The organism is Streptomyces sp. NBC_00328 (genome assembly GCF_036139655.1).
Classification (GTDB): Bacteria; Actinomycetota; Actinomycetes; order Streptomycetales; family Streptomycetaceae; genus Streptomyces.
Genome location: NZ_CP108013.1, coordinates 1,476,212 through 1,492,800, shown reverse-complemented (window position 1 = coordinate 1,492,800; position 16,589 = coordinate 1,476,212). Strand labels below are relative to the sequence as shown.

Sequence of the window (16,589 nt, the reverse complement as noted above, 5' to 3'; positions counted from 1 at the left end):
ATGAAGCTGCCGATACCGGGCGCGGAGGTACCTCCTGTCGATGGGGAACTCTCCGGCAGTGACCGGAGATTCGCCTACCTGGGACCGGAGGGAACCTTCACCGAGCAGGCCCTGTACTCGATCCAGGAGGCCAGGGGTTCTCGGCTGCTGTCGGCCGCCACGGCTTCGGAGGCCCTGGCGTATGTGTGTCGTGGAGTCGCCGACGCCACGATGCTGCCGGTACACAACACGGTGGCCGGCATGGTCCCGGACACGCTGTGCGCGCTGGTCGAATCACCGTCACTGATCGTGGTGAGGGAAGTCGTGCTCGGTGTCGAGTTCGCCCTTCTGGCGCGTCCGGGGACGCCGCTGTCGCAGGTCCGGACGGTGAGCGGTCATCCTCATGCGCGGACGCAGGTGCGTCGATGGCTGAACAACCATGTGCCACAAGCTCGTTGGATTCCCGCGCCCTCCAATGCCGAGGGGGCGCGCAGTGTCAGGGACGGCGAATGCGACGCCGCGGTGGCCGGAGAGTTCGCTGCCGCGCGCTACGGCCTGGAGCCCACCGCCACGGGGATACAGGACGCCGCTGGTGCCGCCACGCGATTCCTGCTCTGCGCGCGCCGCGGCACGCTGAGGGTTCCGGATCCAGATGCGGCCGGCCGGACGTCGCTGATCGGTCGCATAGCGGGTCGGCCGAGCCAACTGGAGAAATTTCTGGGTGAGTTGAAGAGTCACCGATTTCTGCACGGGGTTTCCCTGAGCGTTGTCCGCTACGGCTCGGACAGCAGCGTTCTCTTCGTCGACTGCCCGGGCCGTATTCATCAGAAGGCGACCGCGCGCGCCGTCGGTCTCCTGCAACTGAGCCTGCCGGGGCTGAGATCGATGGGGTCGTACGCCTCGGCACCTTCCGTGATCTACCCGTCTGAACGGAGCAGGACAGTGCATCCCAAGGGCATCACAGGAGCTGATGCATCGAGAGAACCCGCGTCGGGGGACATCGCCCAGTTGAGGGAACAGATCGACGCCCTGGACCATTCGCTCATCGGCACGCTGCAACAGCGGTTGGAGGCATCCAGGGAGATCCAGCGTCTCCGCACAGGCGGTGGCGGCTCACGTGTGGACTCCGGGCGCGAGCACACGATACGGGGCCGGTACACCGAGACCCTCGGTAAGGGCGGAAGCGAGGTCGCGGACGCCGTACTCGAGATGTGCCGGGGGCGGGTCCCACAGTGAGTCCGCCATCGAAGACGGCACAGTCGCCGTCTGGCCTCCGTCGCGGTCGCGAGAGAGTTCTCGCGGCCGCGACGGCCTTGTTCCACGCACGGGGCTACGACGCCACGAGCATGAGTGACATAGCCGATCACGTCGGTGTGACCAAGGCTGCCGTGTATCGACACGTGCAGAGCAAGGCGGAGTTGCTGTGCGCCGCCACAGGGCCCATGCGGGGGGCCCTGTTCTCGTTGCTGGGCACCGGCGCGGCAGGGGGTGGCCGGAGTGTGGACAGGCTCGCCGGGCTGTTGCGTGGTCTGGCGGACGTGGCGGCGGCCGACCCGGCCGGACACGCCCTTCTTTGGGGAACGGGCGGCCACCCGGACGAGGACCACCGGGATTCCGTATGCCGTGAATCGGTGTTCTGCCGGTTGACGGAACTGCTGGAGCAGGCGATCGCGGAAGGCCACGTACGGGACGACATCGAGCCCCGGCTCGTCGGAAGACTGCTCCTCGGAGCCATAGTGGGACCCAACTGCCTTCCGGGCGAACCGGTTTTACCCTCGTATCCGGCAGTCGACGCTCTGCTCGACGGGCTGAGGCCGGGGCGAACGCCGGGACACACCGCTGGAACGGTGTCAGGCCGCGGACGGGGTCCGCGTGAGCGCGGACCGTATGGCTTGTCGTAGCCAGACATGCACCGGTTCGGTCTCGTGCCGAGGATGCCACGCCTGGCAGATGCTGATGGGGTCCGTCTCGACCGGAAGGTCGAACACCTCGATACCCACGGACTTCTGTGCGCTGATGGCGAGGGAGCGGGGCATCGCCGTGACGAAGTCGGTCAAGGGGAGCATCAAAAGCGCCTCCCCGTAGTTGGGCACGGAGGCGATGACTTCCCTGCGCAGCCCGAATTCGTGCAACGCGACGTCGATCGGTCCGGTCAAGCGGCCCTTGCGTGAAACGCTGACATGTCGTGCTGCAGCGAACGCCTTGGCGGTCACGGCGTCGGCGAGGAGAGGATGACCGATTCGGACCACGCCCACGAAGCCGTCCTTGAAAAGCGGCTCAATGCGCAGTTCCGGCGAGGGCTCGTCGATGATGCCGACTTCGATGTCCACGGCACCTTCCCGTAGCGGTGCGTTGCCATGGGTGCTCTCGACGGTGAACATGAAGCGGGCAAGGGGCACTTCCAGGATCGCTTGACGCAGCAGGGCCGGCGAGAGCACTGCGGCGTAGGCCTCGTCCGCGATGATGGTGAGCGTCCGGCTGACCTGGGTGAGGTCCTCCTGATAGGACGGGGTGAGGATCTCCTCGGCCTCGCGCATGAGAGCGCGGACCTTGGGCTGAAGCTCCAGTGCTCTGGGGGTGGGGACCAGCCCGCGGCCGGCCCGGACCAGGACAGGATCGCCGAGAGCATGTCGGATCCTGGACAGGGCACGGCTCATGGCGGGTGGAGAGAGCGACAGACGTGCGGCCGCACCAGTCACGCTGCCCTCCAGCAGCAAGGCGTCCAGAGCAGGCAGCAGCCGTATATCCACGTGAGGTGCCGGCGGAGTGGACATCTCCTCGGTCCAGTCGTCGTGTCCTGGACTGCCGACGTCGGTTTCAGTCAATGCCTCTCCTGAGAATTGTTGTGCCTTCCGGTCGGCGGGCGCAGGAATGTTATGGCCAGGAGGAAGGCAAAGAACAGAATGATCCCTGTCGCACGCGAGGATTCGGCCATTCCCGCACTGAATGCTTCGCGCACATGGGCGGAGATGTGTGCCGCCATCGCTGCACTGGAGTGTTGGACACCAATCAGAGTGGAGCCTGATGTCTGCCTTCCTGTGGAGCCGTCCCGAAATCGTTGGCCCGGTGCCGACCGCTATGAGCGGTCCGTGACCGGTGTGCGCAGACCCGCCCGCACCACTGGACAGTCCTTCTCATTCATCAAGTGCCGGCCGTCGAGGAGAAAGGCCGAGTACGTAGATATGAAGGACACGGCGATGCCGAGAGTCCCGGCACGCATTGTGGGACGAGGAACACGCTTGGCAGAATTCGAATTCACCGTCGATGACTTGCCTATTCTCGCCGACCCCAGTCGCCTCCAGGTATCCCTGTGTCGCAGATCTGTTCAGAATTCGAATCCCGCATGCGTGCGCATTGCGCGAAAGAACGTGTGCGGCATTCGGCCGATGCCTTCTCGGGGTATACAGCACCTACCGGAATATGTTTTATCCGGAGCGTCCCGGAATTCATCTTCGCGGGGATGTGGATAACGGCGTCGACTTCCACGCAAAAATTGTTGTGCTCATTCTATGGCCCTGTTCGTGAGCCGCAGGCCGCGTACAGGGCTGAGTCACGGCAGGTCGATGACATTACCGCAGGCGGAGAAGAGAAGGTGAGCAGCGGCGAGAGGGGCTGCCCGGACGAATGAAAAGGGCAGGCACCGCAAGAGGAATGCAGGCGTCCGGCCAGGTGAATCTAGTACTTCTTTCGCCGTTCTCGATCGGCTCACCTACCCGTGGGGGAAAATAAGTGGCATTTCCAGATGGATTCCGTTCCTCATCCTACGTGGCCGGTGCAGGTTAATCCAGTACCTTCTGTGTGAAATATATTTTATCAAGGGTAACCACTGATTCGCCGGCGCGTCTCTGGCGGATGGGTTCGCGCCGCTCGCTCGACAGCTGCCGAACAATCAGATTTGGGAATTGATTAAATGCGCAACCACTGCGCGTGACGTAACCCACGTTTAACCTGTCTACTTGAATTTTTCCTATACAATGATTCCGCAAAGTGTAATGGTTGACGAAGTGACACTGCGGGCAACGGGGCTCGCGTGCGTGGTCTTGGTGGACGATTGTCGTTGCGTGACAGGGGGAGCATATGTCTCTTGGGGGACCTCGCATATCCCGTACGATTTCCGGGGGAGTTTCTTCTGATCTGGATCTTGAAAACGGGGGATCTGGACAGGATGGCGAGCAGTTCGTCTCCATGCTGACACCCAGGGAGCGGCAAGTTTTAAACGGGATCAAAGAAGGATATTCCAACCGGATGGTCGGCAGGGTTCTCGGTATTTCTGAATGTACCGTAAAGGTCCACCTGCATTCGATTTTCATCAAGCTGGGCGCCACTTCGCGTACCGAGGCTGTCGTTGCGGGAATTCGGAGCGGCTGCATAAGCCTGCATTGACGGTCGCATGAGAGTGGCCCCCGACGTGACTGTCGGGGGCCACTCTCATGCGACCTTCACCCGCTTGTCGGCGGGACTGTGATTCAGCCGGCTTCAGGAGAGGCGGACTCTCTGGCCAGAGTGAGTACGAGCCGGGCCGTGGTGTCCACGAGTTCCTTGTCGATCGGCTTGCCGAACACGAGGACCCGGTAGTACAGGGGACCGAGCAGCAGATCCACGAGGTGGTCGACGGTCCGGTCGTCGACTGTGTGGTCCTGGGCACGCGCGAGGAGCACGCGCAGACCGGCGATATCGCGCTCGCGCTGTTCCAGCAGGAAACCGCCGCGTAGCGAGGCGGCGGTTTCCTTGTCCAGTTGGGCATGTCCGAGGAGAGCCTGCATCACCTGGCCGGCCGGCTCCTGGAAGAAGTCGGCCACACGCTGCAGATGGTCCTTGAGGTCGTCCTCGGGGCTGCCTTCTCCTGTACGCCACTCAAGTGCCTCGCGGGCGTCGTCGGTGAGTGTGTCAAGGAGGATGTCGACCTTCGACTTCCACCAGCGGTAGATCGTCTGCTTGGCCACGCCCGCGCGCTGGGCGATGCCCTCGATGGTCAGGGCGGCGAACCCCCGCTCGACCAGGAGGTCGTCCGCGGCATGGAGTACTGCGACCCGGACGCTCTCGCTGCGTCGAGGACCGGTTCGGCTGACGACGGGGTGCTGGTCGCAGGCCGGTTGTGGCTTCCGCGTGGTGCTGATGGTTCCTTCAGCCTTTCGAGTAGTACGTTTCCACGATTCTGGCACAGCCGGTTCACCGGGATGTGGTGTGCGGACCGGCTCAAGCGGCCTTCTTGGCGGGGCGGACCAGGCTCAGCAGCACGCCGAGGGCGAGCGCGGCCACCGCTGCGCTGAACGTCTCGCCCGCGGGGCGCAGGCTGGTCTGGCGGATCAGGACGCCGACACCGATGGCGGGCACCGCGAGCATCGAGTACAGGATGGCGAAGAACGTGGAGACGGACGCGCCCCGGTGCTGCGGAGCACTGCGCGTGGTGATGCTGCCGATGCCGTGACCCACGGCGATTCCTGTCGCAAGGCCGTTCACGGCGGCTCCGATGAGCAAGGGCGGCAGGGTGCTGGTGGCCATGGCCACCGCGATCAGGGCGGCGGCGGCGATCAGACCGATGCATGCCACGGGCAGCGCGGTGCCGGGCTTGAGTGTGCGGACCAGGAGCTGGCCGAGGGCGGTGCAGGCGAAGGCCAGGAAGACCACGAGCCCGGTCAGTGTGTGGCTGGACTCGTTCAGCACGGTCCCCAGGAACAGACCCGTCACGGCGGTCAGAACTCCGAGCACGGCGAATCCTGCGCCCCCCGCCATGGCCGAGCGCAGGAAGTCCGACCGAATCTCTCCGGGAATGTGCAGGGGCTGGAACCGGAGGGAAAAGCTGGACCGGTGATCCGAGCTCTCGCCGCTCACCACGATGCCGAGCAGGCCGATGGCGGCGAGGACGAGCATGACGACCCAGGGCGCACGGAGCGGAGACGGCGCGAGATCCGCCAGGATGCCCGCCAGTAAGGTACCGCACGCGAGGCCGCCCATGTTCGCGAACAGCGCGAGGGTGGCGGGCTTGACCCGGCTGTTCTGGCCGAGTCGTTCGGCGAGCGAGGCGGTGGCCGCGCCGGTGACGAGCGCTGCGGAGAAGCCGGAGACGACCCGCGCGACGAGCAGCGCCGCGAGGTTCTGGGCCAGGATGAAGACCACGGCAGCGCATACGGACAGCAAGGTCGCGGCGATCAGGACGGGTCGGCGTCCCACCTGGTCGGACAGCCGCCCGAACGCGAGCAGGCCGACCACGACTCCGAGGGCGTAGACGGCGAAGATCACGGTGACGGTGAACGGCGTGAAACCGAACGCGTCGCCGTAGAGCGGGTAGAGCGGTGTGGGCGCCGTGGTGCCCGCCATGGTGATCCAGAAGGCGAAGGCCACGCTGAACACGGCGAGGCTGCTACCGCGGACCCTCGCGCTTGGGCCTGTCTGGTCGACGGCGCGGACGGTCGAGTTCCCCACTGAAGTGGCCTCTCGTGAGTGTGGATGCAGATGGAGCAACGGGAGGACAAGGCGAGACTTACCGTTGCGTCTAATCAGTGAGACTAGACTAGTCGTCGCGTCTATTCAATGGCTCTCGCTGCGTACGCGGTCGCCCGGCCCGGGCCGCCTCACGTGCCTGAAGATCACTTGGTCGCCGAGCGGAACGTGACCGGCAAGGCGCTCTCGTGCACCGTGTCGCGGACCGTCACTCGCTTCTGCCGGTCCGTGGACCGCGTCATTCGGCGCCACCATGTCCCGCGGCTGCGCGGCATCGAAGCCGAAGGCCCGCATGCCCAGCTCATGCGCCTGCTGGAGGAAGGCCGTCGTGTCGCCCTCGTCGCCGGAGGCGCTGGCCGGCGGATCACCGCTGAGCTGGTGAACAGGCTCGGGGCGCACGGTCGATTCCGGCTGGGGGCGCCGGCCACCCGGTGCGGGTGGCTCGTCTGATGGGCTTCGTGCGCGGCGGGCGGCCCGTCGGCCTTGTCGCGTGCCCGATCCCCGCAGGTGGGCCGGCACCGAGAGGACCCGGCGGCTCGTCGAGTCCGGCAAGGGCAGGTCGAGTTCGGTCAGGACGGAGCCGGAGTGCTTGCTGACCGTGCCCTCGCTGACGGCGAGGGCCTCGGCGCGGCGCAGTCGGCGCCGCTCGGACGTGTGACCGAGCAGCGCGGACATGACCGCTGGCGTGACCAGTTCGGCGTCACTGAGCGTAGATGCGATCCCGCCGACAGGCCGCCACGGGGCCAACCATGGCGAAGCCTTCAACTCGTCGTCGATGCGGGCATGGAGTGCTGTCGCGAGGGTGTCCAGGTCTGTCTTCACACACTGCGCGCACCGGCTTGATGAAGATCCTGGGCGATCCGCCGCGGATCGCTTGCGGACATCACGCTCAAGGTGTCAGAGCATGAGCAGCAGTCGCGTGTTCGGTACGAGCTTCCGGTTCACACTGGTGCTCTGCACGAAGATCGTGAAGTCGTCGTTGTGGTCGGGCTTGACGCGCACTTCCACGTCCGGCAGGCCGAGCAGGGCTCGGGCCTCGGGTCCCGAGTACACCCGGTCCGTCTTCTTCTCCAGCACCGCGATCTGCTTCCGTGCCTGGATCTTCTCGGGCTTGCTCAGCTGGTAGAACGCGCCACCGGTACGGTAGGTGTGCCCGCATTCGACGACCCAGTCCCGTATCGCCGCGTCACGGGTCACCGGGATCAGCCGGTACCCCGACGGATCCACCGCAGCGAGGCCGGCCGCCTTGATGGTGTCCTTGTTGACTGCCTCCGCGCCCACGGAGAACACTGCCCGCGACCCCCGGATGCCCTGGGTGCGGCCCACCATGAATTTCTCGGTGGCCTCCCGGATGACCTGTCCGGCTTCCTCCAGCCCCTGTGTGCTCGTGGCGTCCCATACGGCGATGTTGTCCCGCGGGAAACCGCACTGCATGGCTTCGCGCTTGCCCATCTGGTCCGGCACGAGGACGGCCAGCGTCCAGTTGTCCTCCTGCGTCGCGATCATCTCGGCCACGGCCTTGACCAGTTCACGCGGATCCCTGGCAGGCGCATCCGGACAGCGATGACTCGCGTTCTCCTGCCCGTCCGTGAGGACGAACGTCAGGAAGCTGTGGTCGCCGTACAGTTGGGCCGTCTGTGCCAGCTCCTGCTGTGACTTCAGTGCGGCTGCGAGCAGAGCCGTCATTCCACCGACCCGGTACAACTGCTTCAGCGACGGCATCCGCAGCACGTCCTTGTCATAGATGACGCACTCCACCTTGTCCGCGAAGACGTACACCGTGACACGGGTTTCCTGGTCCAGCTCCCTCGACCGGCGGGCAAGATACGCAATCTGCTGGTCGGCGACCTCGACAACCTTGCGGCTCAGATGCGACATGGACGAACTGGCATCCAGCACAAGGGCAACGTGATTGATGTAGTTCTGACTACCGGCCATGGCAGCTCCCCCTCGTTCCGACTCGATACCCCTACCGTCTCACCCACCACTGACAATCGATCTTGGCCCGACACTGCGGGGAAAGCGCGTTGTCCCGGGGATGCCCTCAGTCCAAGGTGATCCGGGCGATGACCGGCAGATGGTCGCTGCCAGTAGCGGGCAGGGTGCGAATATGGCTGACGGTGGCCGAGCGGGTCATGATCTGGTCGATCCGGGCCAGTGGGAAGGCGGCGGGGAAACTGAAGGCGAATCCCCGTGCCGGCACGTTCATCTGTGAGGACAGCGGGGTCAGCCCGCGGTCGCCCACCGTGCTGTTGAGGTCGCCGAGGAGTATTACCGTGCGCAGTTTCTCGGCGGTGACGGCCTTGCCCAGCAGGCCGGCGCTTTCGTCGCGCCAGGCGGAGGCGAGGCCGGTTGCGTGGATACGGACCGAGGGCAGGTGCGCGACGTAGACCGCGATGTCACGGTGTCGGGTGTGGACCACGCCCCGTAGCCCGCGGCTCCAGGGTTCTGTGATCTCAGGGGGTTTGATGCGCACCTTCTGAACATCGGTGAGCGGGTGTCGTGACCACAGTCCGACGGTCCCCACCACCGCGTGGTACGGATAGCGCGGGGCGAGCGTTCTTTCGTAGACCGGCAGCGCCGCGGGCAACAGCTCCTCCAGGGCGATGAGGTCGGGCTCGGCGTCGGCCAGGGAGCGGGCTGTGCCCGCGGGGTCGGTGTTCTCGTCGCCGGCGTTGTGCTGCACGACGACCAGGTCGTGCGCGCCTGGCTGTGCCCCGGGCAGCAGCAACCCGCCGAAAAGGTATGTCCAGGCCGCCGTCGGCAGCAGGAGGGCCACGAGCGCGAGCGCGGAGCGGCGCAGCAGCGCCAGGCCGAGCAGCACCACGATCACCAGGCCGGACCAGGGCAGGAACGATTCCAGCAGACTGCCCAGGTGCCCGGGGGTGTTCGGGACCAGCCGATGGAACGTCACCAGCACCGCGGTGAATACCGCCAACGCGGCGAGCACTCGCCCCCGGGTCCAGGACGACCGATCGCGGCGCGCCGCCGTCTTCGCCGCCGCACCGGGGTCCCGCTCACTCATGGCTTCCCATCCGCACGGCTCTTGCTCCTGCTCTTGCCCTCCAGGACGAGCGCCTGGTGCATCCGGTTCTGCTCTTCGCAGCGAGACCCGTATTCAACTCATGGGACGGGGTGCTCGTCGCCCATGAACCCGACCTGCGTCGAAAATCGCGTGGCTCCTTCGGCGGCGGCGGCCCGGGAAGCACATGAGTCCGGCATCGGCCGAATCCCGGGAATTCAAGGCCGGCGGCCGCATCGTACGGGTCAGCCGGCCCGACGCGTTCCGGCGGGGCCGTTCGCTCGGCCCCGCACGGCGCCGGCTCGACCGGCGGTGCTGACCGGACGACGCGTCCGGCCTCCTGCGCCGGTCGTCCGTCCGCGCCGAGCGTCGCTCAGCCGTCCGGGCCGAGTGGAATCCGCAGCGCACTGCGGCGCTGCCGCCACGCGGCCAACAGGTGGGCCGCCAGCCGGTCTTCGAGGAAGCCGGTGACCCGGACGCCGAAGGCGACGTCGGGCTCGAGTTCGGGTTCGCTCGCCAGCAGACCGCCGACGACGTCCCGGCGTACCACTTGCTCGTGGACGGCGTCGGCCTCGACGTGCTCGTCGTAGAAGCGCTGCGCCGCCTTGCCCGCCCCGACCCTGCGTAGAGCGGCGGCCAGGCGTCTGGACCCCGGCGAGGAGGCGATTTCCACTGCGGCGAAGTGTCCGACCAGAGCGCCCCGAAGGGCTCGGTGCAGGCCCAGCAGGGACATGAGATTGACCGTGGTGACCGCTTCGGTGGGGGCCGCGTCGACGTAGTGGCCGTAGTCCGTGTGCAGGCCGAGGTCGGCCATGAGGTCCGCGAAGAGCCGGGCATGGACGTCCTCCTCGCGGCCGGCACCGAACTCGTCGAACTCGACCGCCACCATGGCCGCCTTGGCGCGGCCGTACAGGCGTGGGAGGACCCAGGCGTGCGGATCGGCCTCCTTGAGGTGGTACAGGGAGCGCAGGGCGGCGTACTCCCGCAGTTGCCACAGTTCGCCGTCGCGTTCGAGGAAATGACTGACGCCGGCTTCGTCGTGGCCGACCGGTTCGAGCAGCAGGGCTTCGAGGGCGTCGTCGGCATGCGGTTCGGCGGTCACATCGTCGCGCAGGGCCTTCAGGAAGCGCAGTTCCAGAGACCGGCGCAGGGCCAGCAGTCCGGGGTCCCACTCTCGTTCGTCGCTCACCTCGGCGAAGCCCCGGTAGTGGAGTTCGTACAGCGTGTAGAGAGTGAGCTGTACGTCGTCACCGTACGGATCGGCGTCCTCCAGGCCGTGCGGGAGCGCGGGCAGCGGGGTGCCGTAGCGCAGGGTCGAGACGAGAGAGCGCGATATCCCGCCCCGCGGGGTCGGAAGGAGGGGGCCTCTCACGTCGTTTCCCGCCTCTCCCGACGTCGGTGACTGGTGTCGCACCAGGGATAGGTCCGACTGCGCCGGCAGATGCAGATCGCCGCCCGGAAACGGCGGGAAGCCACGACCGTGCCGTCCTCCAGCACCACCTCGACCGGACCCTCGACGAGAAGAGGGCCCTCGCGGTTCACGGTGACGCGGCGCGGTCGCTCAGGCTTGCCAGGCACGGATGACCACCAGCTCTTCCCGGTTGTCGTTCTCATCGGTGACCAGCCCCTGGTGTCGCAGCCAAGTCCGGCGTGAGTTCAGCACGGGGCCGAAGGGGACGAAGGCGCGATCGGTGACCGCCGCCTCGAAGCCCGCGCGGGCGAGCCGCCGCAGCGTCGGCCGCGTCCCGCACAGGGCGGAGTGGACGAGCAGCAGTACGCCACCCGCGCGCAGAGCGGCGGGCGCCTCGTCACAGACGCGGTTCACGATGACACGCCCGTCCGGCCCGGCGTCCCAAGCACGTTCCGGGGACCGGGACGGCATCCGGAGCGCGGGGGAGGGAACGTAGGGCGGATTGCTCACCACCAGGTCGTACGTCCGTCCGTGTACGGCCGCTGTGAGATCGCCGTGGCGAACGATGACACGACGCCGTGCGAGGAGCGCGTTCAGGCGCGTCGTGAGTACGGCGCGCCAGTCGATGTCGACGGCCGTCACCCGCGCCCCCAGTCTCGCGGCCCGCAGGGCAAGGGCCCCGCTGCCGGTTCCCAGGTCGAGCACGTCGGTGGAGGGGCCCACGTGCTCCCGCGACAAGGCGTGCATCAGGAGCTCGGTGTCCTGTTGAGGCGCGTAGACGCCGGGCGGCGTGATGAGCGGGACCTCGCCGGGCATCCCCATGGGGCACTTCCACATCTCGGCGTGTCTGATTGATGCCGATATATTCGACTCTGTGCCCTGAGTGCCCCTCAAGCGGAGGTCTACACGCGATCTTCCCCTCCTTCGTCGCTGACCAGCACCGGGGCGGTCCGGCGGCCACCGGCATCATCGTCGGTGAGAGGGGTACTTGCGCCTGACGCCACACCCGCGTGAGGAAGCGAGGACGCCGTGAACGAGCGCCACCCGGATGGCCCTGGGGCCTGTGGCGGGCCGATACCGAAGCCCGTACCGAGGGATCTGCCCGACCAGCAGGCCGCAGCCGACGAAGACCCGTGGGACGCCGTCGGCGTACCGAAGCAGTGGACCGCCGATGAGCGGCCCGAGACGGAGGGTTCCGGTGCGCAGCGCTCCGGGGACGAGATCCCGGACCCGGAGACCCCGGACGCGGAGATCCCGGACGCGGAGATCCCGGACACGGACGAGGCCGGCACCGGGCGCAGAGGTGCCCCGCACTCCGGCAGCGCCCGCCTGGAACATCCCGTGCCCGACGAACCGTCCGCCTGACGCGTCGGCACGCCGCGGGAGCCCGGCCGGGTGAGGCTGGGACGGCTCGCGGGGCCGCCCTGTACCCGCTTCGGGGTCTTCCGCGGCGGGCATCGCCTCCGCGGAAGACCCGAAGTGCACCGTCGTACCGCAGCGGAAAGGAGAGTGACCCGATGGCCACCGTGTCCCTCACCGGAGTGTCCAAGGAGGACGTCGCGACCGTGTTCGGCGTCCTGCGGACGGCCTTCCCGACCGACCGGCCCGCCGCCGACGTCCCTCACGAGCAGCCGGGCGACCGTCCTCCCGTGTGGAGCGCGGACTTCGATCCGACCGAGGAGCGCATCCCGACCGGTCCCACCCCTCTGGAGGGATCGGTCAGCGCCACGTTGCAGGGCGGCTACGTCGCCGTGGACCGGCTGCGTGAAGCCCTGAGGGGCTCGTTCGCCGTCGAGGAACAGGGTACGGCGCCGGGAGACCAGGAGAAGGAGGTCGACCTTCGACTCCGGACGAAGCGATAGAGCGACGAAGCGGCAGCGTCGGCGAGGCGCAAGAACGCGCGGCGCGGCCACGTGGGTTCCGCCGCCGACCAGGCCTGGGGAGTTCCGGCCCACCCCGGCGGCGCCCGGCCGCGAGGGGGAGAGCGGCATGGTGCGGATCGGGTACACGACGATGACGGAACGGTCCGCGTGAGCTCGTCGGTCATGTGGCCGGAGCCGGAGCGGGCTCCGGCCGTGGGGATCGGGTCGGGCTGTGCGAGCGGGATGTCGCGTATCCCGCGCAACGGGGAGAAGAACGGCCACAGCCCCGCGCAGCAGCCGCCGGCGACGGCGATCCACAGGGTGGTCCGGACGCCGAGGAGAGTGGCGAGTCCCCTGCCGGCCAGGCTGCCCAGTGGGGGAGTGCCCCAGGTGATCCGGCGTGCGGCGGCGCTGACCCGGCCAGGCATCTCCGGCGGGCAGACGGCCTGCCGGTAACTGGCCAGTGAGACCCCGGCAACGGTGGAGGAGAGCCGCCCACCGGTCCCGGCCGACGGGCGGTGCCGGACCCGCTACTTCCCCGCGCCGCGCACCCGGAGGCTGCCGCGGTCGCTCTCCTTCAGGCCGCGGCCGATGATCAGGCGCTGGATCTGGTTGGTGCCCTCGAAGATCTGCATGACCTTGGCCTCGCGCATGTAGCGCTCGACCGGGAAGTCACGGGTGTAGCCGGCGCCGCCAAGCACCTGGACTGCGTCGGTGGTGACCTTCATGGCGTTGTCGGTGGAGATCAGCTTGGCGATCGACGCCTCGGACTGGAACGGAAGTCCCTCGTCCTTGAGCCGGGCGGCGGCGAGCGTGGTGGCCCGGGAGACCTGCACCGCCGCGGCCATGTCGGCGAGGACGAAGGCCAGTCCCTGGTGCTCGATGATGGGCCGGCCGAACGTCTCCCGCTCCCGGGAGTAGCGCAGGGCGTGGTCCAGCGCCCCCTGGGCGAGGCCCGTGGCGACCGCCGCGATACCGAGCCGTCCGCAGTCCAGTCCGGCGAACGCGATCCTGAGCCCCTCGCCTTCCTCGCCGAGCCGGCGGCTCGCGGGGACGCGAACGTTCTCCAGGCGAACCGTGGCGGTGGCGGACCCGGTCAGGCCCATCTTCTGCTCCGGGGGGTCGGCCACCACGCCGGGTGTGTCGGCCGGGACGAGGAAGCAGGAGATGGCGTGCGAGCCCTCGTCGGACGTGCGGGCCATGACCGTGTAGAAGTCCGCGTACCCGCCGTGGGTGGTCCAGGCCTTCGCGCCGTTGAGTACGTAGTCGTCGCCGTCCCGTACCGCCCGCGTGCGCATCGCGCCCGGGTCGGAACCGGCATGGGCCTCGGACAGGCAGTAGGCGCCGAGCAGCTCGCCGCCGAGCATGTCCGGGAGCCACTCCTTCTTCTGGTCCTCGGTGCCGAACTCGGCGAGGGCGAAGCAGGACAGCGCGTGTACCGAGACGCCCACCGCCACGCTCGCCCACACGGCGGCGATCTCCTCCAGCGCCTGGAGGTAGACCTCGTAGGGCTGCTCGCCCCCGCCGAATGCCTCGGGGTAGGGCAGGCTGAGCAGCCCGGCCCTACCGAGCGTGCGGAAGACCTCGCGGGGAAAGCGTCCCTCGGCCTCCGCCTCGGCGACGCGCGGGGCGAGCTCCTTCTCGGCGAGTTCGCGGGTCAGAGCGATCAGGTCGACGGCTTCCGGCGTGGGGAGGGTGCGGGTCGCGGGCATGGCATGTCCTCGGTGGTGGCGGTTCGCCGGACGATATTGATACGCCAGGCGATACAACAGTATCGTTTTTGGTACCGCCAGGCCATGTGGACCGTCGATGGATTCGCTCCTGCGGTTCCTGGACGGTGGGCCCTGGGTGCGTGATGTCCTGTACGCGGTGGGTCGGGCTGCGGTCGGCCGGCTCCGTGGGGCAGGGCGGGCGCGGGCTCGGAGACGGGGTGCCGCGGCGCCGGCGGCTGTGGGGGCGCGGACGCGCGGGCCGTCGTCCCGGGGGTGTGGGTGGCTCTCGCGACGCCGGTCGATGCCACTCGACGGGGACGTCGGGGTGGACGGCGTCAGAGGCGGACGGCGTCAGAGGCGGACGGCGTCAGGGGTGGACGGCGTCAGGGCGAGACGGCGTGCACGATGAGCGAGGCGAGCTCGGCGTAGGCTTCGGCGTCGTTCAGTCCGGTGCGCGCGGCGACCTCGCCGCGCTGGATCTCCTGCATGGTCGCGGCCACGACCTCGCCCACGAACGCGGCATGGACGTCACGGAACGCCCCGGCGGCCACGCCGTCCGCGATCAACTGCCGGATCCTTCCCGCGGCGAGGCGCGTATTGGCCTCGTACACCTCGCGGGCCGGCTCGAACTGGGCCATGTCGTCGAGGAACTGCCGGGAGAGTGGCCGCAGCTGCTCGGCGACCGCGTTCAGGTAGGCGACCACGCGTTCGGAGGGCGCGGAGGTGTCGGCCACCTGCTTCTCGACGGCCTGCGCGGCCTCCCGGAAGTAGTGTTTCACCGCTTCCCGTACCAACTCCTGCTTGCTGCCCGCGAGTTGATACAGCGTCGTCTTCGAGCAGTGCAGCCGGTCGGTCAGCTCGTCGAGCGTGAACGCCGCGAAGCCCTCCGCCACCAGCAACGCGACCAGCCGCTCGAGCAGGTCGGTCTGGCGCGCGGTACGACGTGTGGACGGCATGATCTCAGCGTAACCGCTGCTCCATCCCTGTGACCGTCGCCCCTCCAGAGGCGTGATCACAGGACGGAAGGCCCGCTGCCCTGGGCCGATGGCCTCCAGGGAGGTCCGGCGCCGCACGCCCGCCGGCTCGCCGGCCCGGCCGGGCCGACGAGCCGGCACGAGCGGCCGGGCCGAGCCGCTCACCCACCCCGGTAACCGGTCCGTGCGATTGGTCAGCGCGATCGGTCCGGGCAACCGGTCCGGGCAAATCGGGTTCGGCAACCGGTCCCTGGGGCAGGGCGGGGGAGTGTCAGGGCGCCTCCTCGGGGGTGGCCGGTGCGGGCGCCCCGAGGTCCTCCGCCTCCGGGAGGCGCTGTACGTCGACCCCGCGCACCTGAGCCAACTCGTGCTTGAGCGCGGCCAGTTCGGCGCCGCCCGCCATGTGGTCGGTGAGCTCCTCCAGCCCGACCTCCCCGCGGTCGGCGCTGAGTTCGAGCGTGCCCAGCCGCAGCACGCTGAAGTGGTCGCCGACCATGTACGCGTGGTGCGGGTTGTGGGTGATGAAGATGACGCCGAGGCCGCGGTCGCGGGCGGCGGCGATGTACTTGAGCACGACACCGGACTGTTTGACGCCGAGGGCGGCGGTCGGTTCGTCGAGGATGAGGACGCGGGCGCCGAAGTACACCGCGCGGGCGATGGCCACGGACTGGCGCTGCCCACCGGACAGGGTGCCGATCGGCCGGTCGAGGTCGTCGAGGACGATGCCCATGTTGCGCAGTTCCTGGTCGGCGGTCCGCCTCATCCGGGCGATGTCGAGCTGGCGTACGGGCCAGGGGCCCTTGGTCAGCTCCGAGCCGAGGAAGAAGTTCCGCCACACCGGCATCAGCGGCACCGTCGCGAGGTCCTGGTAGACGGTGGCGATGCCCTTGGCGAGGGCCTCGCGCGGGGTGCTGAAGCGTACCGCCGTGCCGTCCACGAGGAACTCGCCCTCGCTGTGCTGGTGCAGCCCCGAGACGATCTTGATGAGGGTGGATTTCCCGGCGCCGTTGTCGCCGAGGACGCAGGTCACCCGGCCGGGACGGACGGTGAGGGACACGTCGTGGAGAGCGCGGATGTTGCCGTACGACTTTCCCGCGCCGCGCAGTTCGACGATCGCGGCGCTGCCGTCCCCGGGCGGGGTGCCCGGGCGGGCGCCCGCGGCCGCGGATCCGTTGTCTGCCATGGGTC

At 68.3% G+C, this 16,589-nt stretch carries 16 protein-coding genes and 2 pseudogenes; 5 read left to right on the top strand and 13 right to left on the bottom strand.

Annotated elements, in window-relative coordinates:
* Both OG485_RS06315 and OG485_RS43940 read left to right on the top strand, forming a co-directional pair.
* Nucleotides 1-1,215 (top strand): chorismate mutase, encoded by a 1,215-nt coding sequence (locus tag OG485_RS06315; RefSeq protein WP_328665000.1) that lies wholly within the window; start codon nt 1-3, stop codon nt 1,213-1,215.
* Nucleotides 1,191-1,880, top strand: a complete 690-nt coding sequence (locus tag OG485_RS43940) for a TetR/AcrR family transcriptional regulator (protein WP_443048662.1) — start codon at nt 1,191-1,193, stop codon at nt 1,878-1,880. The genes OG485_RS06315 and OG485_RS43940 overlap by 25 nt, the downstream gene beginning before the upstream one ends.
* On the opposite strand, the gene OG485_RS06310 is transcribed toward OG485_RS43940, so the two are convergent.
* Both OG485_RS06310 and OG485_RS06305 read right to left on the bottom strand, forming a co-directional pair.
* Nucleotides 1,830-2,516 (bottom strand): LysR substrate-binding domain-containing protein, encoded by a 687-nt coding sequence (locus tag OG485_RS06310; RefSeq protein WP_328674248.1) that lies wholly within the window; start codon nt 2,514-2,516, stop codon nt 1,830-1,832. The genes OG485_RS43940 and OG485_RS06310 overlap by 51 nt on opposite strands.
* A gap of 90 nt (nt 2,517-2,606) precedes the next feature.
* Nucleotides 2,607-2,753, bottom strand: a pseudogene (locus tag OG485_RS06305) (helix-turn-helix domain-containing protein); the annotation flags it as partial.
* A gap of 1,303 nt (nt 2,754-4,056) precedes the next feature.
* On the opposite strand from OG485_RS06305, the gene OG485_RS43935 reads away from it, so the two are divergent.
* Nucleotides 4,057-4,362, top strand: coding sequence for a response regulator transcription factor (locus OG485_RS43935; protein ID WP_443048661.1), 306 nt, complete (start codon nt 4,057-4,059; stop codon nt 4,360-4,362).
* A gap of 83 nt (nt 4,363-4,445) precedes the next feature.
* On the opposite strand, the gene OG485_RS06300 is transcribed toward OG485_RS43935, so the two are convergent.
* The 8 genes and pseudogenes from OG485_RS06300 to OG485_RS06260 form a co-directional block, all read right to left on the bottom strand.
* Nucleotides 4,446-5,141, bottom strand: a complete 696-nt coding sequence (locus tag OG485_RS06300; RefSeq protein WP_328664999.1) for a TetR/AcrR family transcriptional regulator — start codon at nt 5,139-5,141, stop codon at nt 4,446-4,448.
* Between the two features lie 34 nt (nt 5,142-5,175).
* Complete coding sequence (locus OG485_RS06295; protein ID WP_328664998.1) at nt 5,176-6,330, bottom strand: MFS transporter; 1,155 nt, start codon at nt 6,328-6,330, stop codon at nt 5,176-5,178.
* Nucleotides 6,331-7,044: 714 nt separating this feature from the next.
* Nucleotides 7,045-7,242 (bottom strand): annotated as a pseudogene (locus tag OG485_RS06285) (IS982 family transposase); the annotation flags it as partial.
* 75 nt (nt 7,243-7,317) lie between these two features.
* On the bottom strand, nt 7,318-8,358 hold the full coding sequence (locus OG485_RS06280) for a vWA domain-containing protein (RefSeq protein WP_328664997.1): 1,041 nt from the start codon (nt 8,356-8,358) through the stop codon (nt 7,318-7,320).
* Between the two features lie 106 nt (nt 8,359-8,464).
* A complete protein-coding gene (locus OG485_RS06275) occupies nt 8,465-9,445 on the bottom strand; it encodes an endonuclease/exonuclease/phosphatase family protein (RefSeq protein ID WP_443048660.1) in 981 nt (326 codons plus the stop codon).
* Nucleotides 9,446-9,815: 370 nt separating this feature from the next.
* The gene (locus OG485_RS06270) at nt 9,816-10,814 is read right to left on the bottom strand and encodes an iron-containing redox enzyme family protein (RefSeq protein WP_328664996.1); all 999 of its coding nucleotides are present in this window, start codon (nt 10,812-10,814) and stop codon (nt 9,816-9,818) included.
* Nucleotides 10,811-11,056, bottom strand: a complete 246-nt coding sequence (locus tag OG485_RS06265) for a CDGSH iron-sulfur domain-containing protein (RefSeq protein WP_443048659.1) — start codon at nt 11,054-11,056, stop codon at nt 10,811-10,813. The genes OG485_RS06270 and OG485_RS06265 overlap by 4 nt, the downstream gene beginning before the upstream one ends.
* On the bottom strand, nt 11,004-11,675 hold the full coding sequence (locus OG485_RS06260; RefSeq protein ID WP_328664994.1) for a HemK2/MTQ2 family protein methyltransferase: 672 nt from the start codon (nt 11,673-11,675) through the stop codon (nt 11,004-11,006). Before OG485_RS06260 ends, OG485_RS06265 begins: the two co-directional genes overlap by 53 nt.
* Before the next feature lie 207 nt (nt 11,676-11,882).
* On the opposite strand from OG485_RS06260, the gene OG485_RS06255 reads away from it, so the two are divergent.
* Both OG485_RS06255 and OG485_RS06250 read left to right on the top strand, forming a co-directional pair.
* Entirely contained in the window at nt 11,883-12,218 is a 336-nt protein-coding gene (locus OG485_RS06255; protein ID WP_328664993.1) for a hypothetical protein, read from the top strand.
* A 152-nt stretch (nt 12,219-12,370) separates the two neighbouring features.
* Nucleotides 12,371-12,715, top strand: a complete 345-nt coding sequence (locus OG485_RS06250) for a hypothetical protein (RefSeq protein ID WP_328664992.1) — start codon at nt 12,371-12,373, stop codon at nt 12,713-12,715.
* 530 nt (nt 12,716-13,245) lie between these two features.
* On the opposite strand, the gene OG485_RS06245 is transcribed toward OG485_RS06250, so the two are convergent.
* The 3 genes from OG485_RS06245 to OG485_RS06235 all read right to left on the bottom strand — a co-directional run bounded on the left by OG485_RS06245 (nt 13,246) and on the right by OG485_RS06235 (nt 16,584).
* On the bottom strand, nt 13,246-14,427 hold the full coding sequence (locus tag OG485_RS06245; RefSeq protein ID WP_328455694.1) for an acyl-CoA dehydrogenase family protein: 1,182 nt from the start codon (nt 14,425-14,427) through the stop codon (nt 13,246-13,248).
* 383 nt (nt 14,428-14,810) lie between these two features.
* Nucleotides 14,811-15,383, bottom strand: coding sequence for a TetR/AcrR family transcriptional regulator (locus OG485_RS06240; RefSeq protein WP_328455696.1), 573 nt, complete (start codon nt 15,381-15,383; stop codon nt 14,811-14,813).
* 289 nt (nt 15,384-15,672) lie between these two features.
* A complete protein-coding gene (locus tag OG485_RS06235; RefSeq protein WP_328664991.1) occupies nt 15,673-16,584 on the bottom strand; it encodes an ATP-binding cassette domain-containing protein in 912 nt (303 codons plus the stop codon).
* Nucleotides 16,585-16,589: the final 5 nt, after the last annotated feature.

Coding starts and splice junctions, on each gene's coding strand:
- OG485_RS06245 (WP_328455694.1), bottom strand. CDS start 14,427: ATGCCCGCGACCCGCACCCTCCCCACGCCGGAAGCCGTCGACCTGATC.
- OG485_RS06315 (WP_328665000.1), top strand. CDS start 1: ATGAAGCTGCCGATACCGGGCGCGGAGGTACCTCCTGTCGATGGGGAA.
- OG485_RS06310 (WP_328674248.1), bottom strand. CDS start 2,516: ATGCGCGAGGCCGAGGAGATCCTCACCCCGTCCTATCAGGAGGACCTC.
- OG485_RS06250 (WP_328664992.1), top strand. CDS start 12,371: ATGGCCACCGTGTCCCTCACCGGAGTGTCCAAGGAGGACGTCGCGACC.
- OG485_RS06240 (WP_328455696.1), bottom strand. CDS start 15,383: ATGCCGTCCACACGTCGTACCGCGCGCCAGACCGACCTGCTCGAGCGG.
- OG485_RS06265 (WP_443048659.1), bottom strand. CDS start 11,056: ATGAGAACGACAACCGGGAAGAGCTGGTGGTCATCCGTGCCTGGCAAG.
- OG485_RS06275 (WP_443048660.1), bottom strand. CDS start 9,445: ATGAGTGAGCGGGACCCCGGTGCGGCGGCGAAGACGGCGGCGCGCCGC.
- OG485_RS06260 (WP_328664994.1), bottom strand. CDS start 11,675: ATGGGGATGCCCGGCGAGGTCCCGCTCATCACGCCGCCCGGCGTCTAC.
- OG485_RS06235 (WP_328664991.1), bottom strand. CDS start 16,584: ATGGCAGACAACGGATCCGCGGCCGCGGGCGCCCGCCCGGGCACCCCG.
- OG485_RS43935 (WP_443048661.1), top strand. CDS start 4,057: ATGTCTCTTGGGGGACCTCGCATATCCCGTACGATTTCCGGGGGAGTT.
- OG485_RS06280 (WP_328664997.1), bottom strand. CDS start 8,358: ATGGCCGGTAGTCAGAACTACATCAATCACGTTGCCCTTGTGCTGGAT.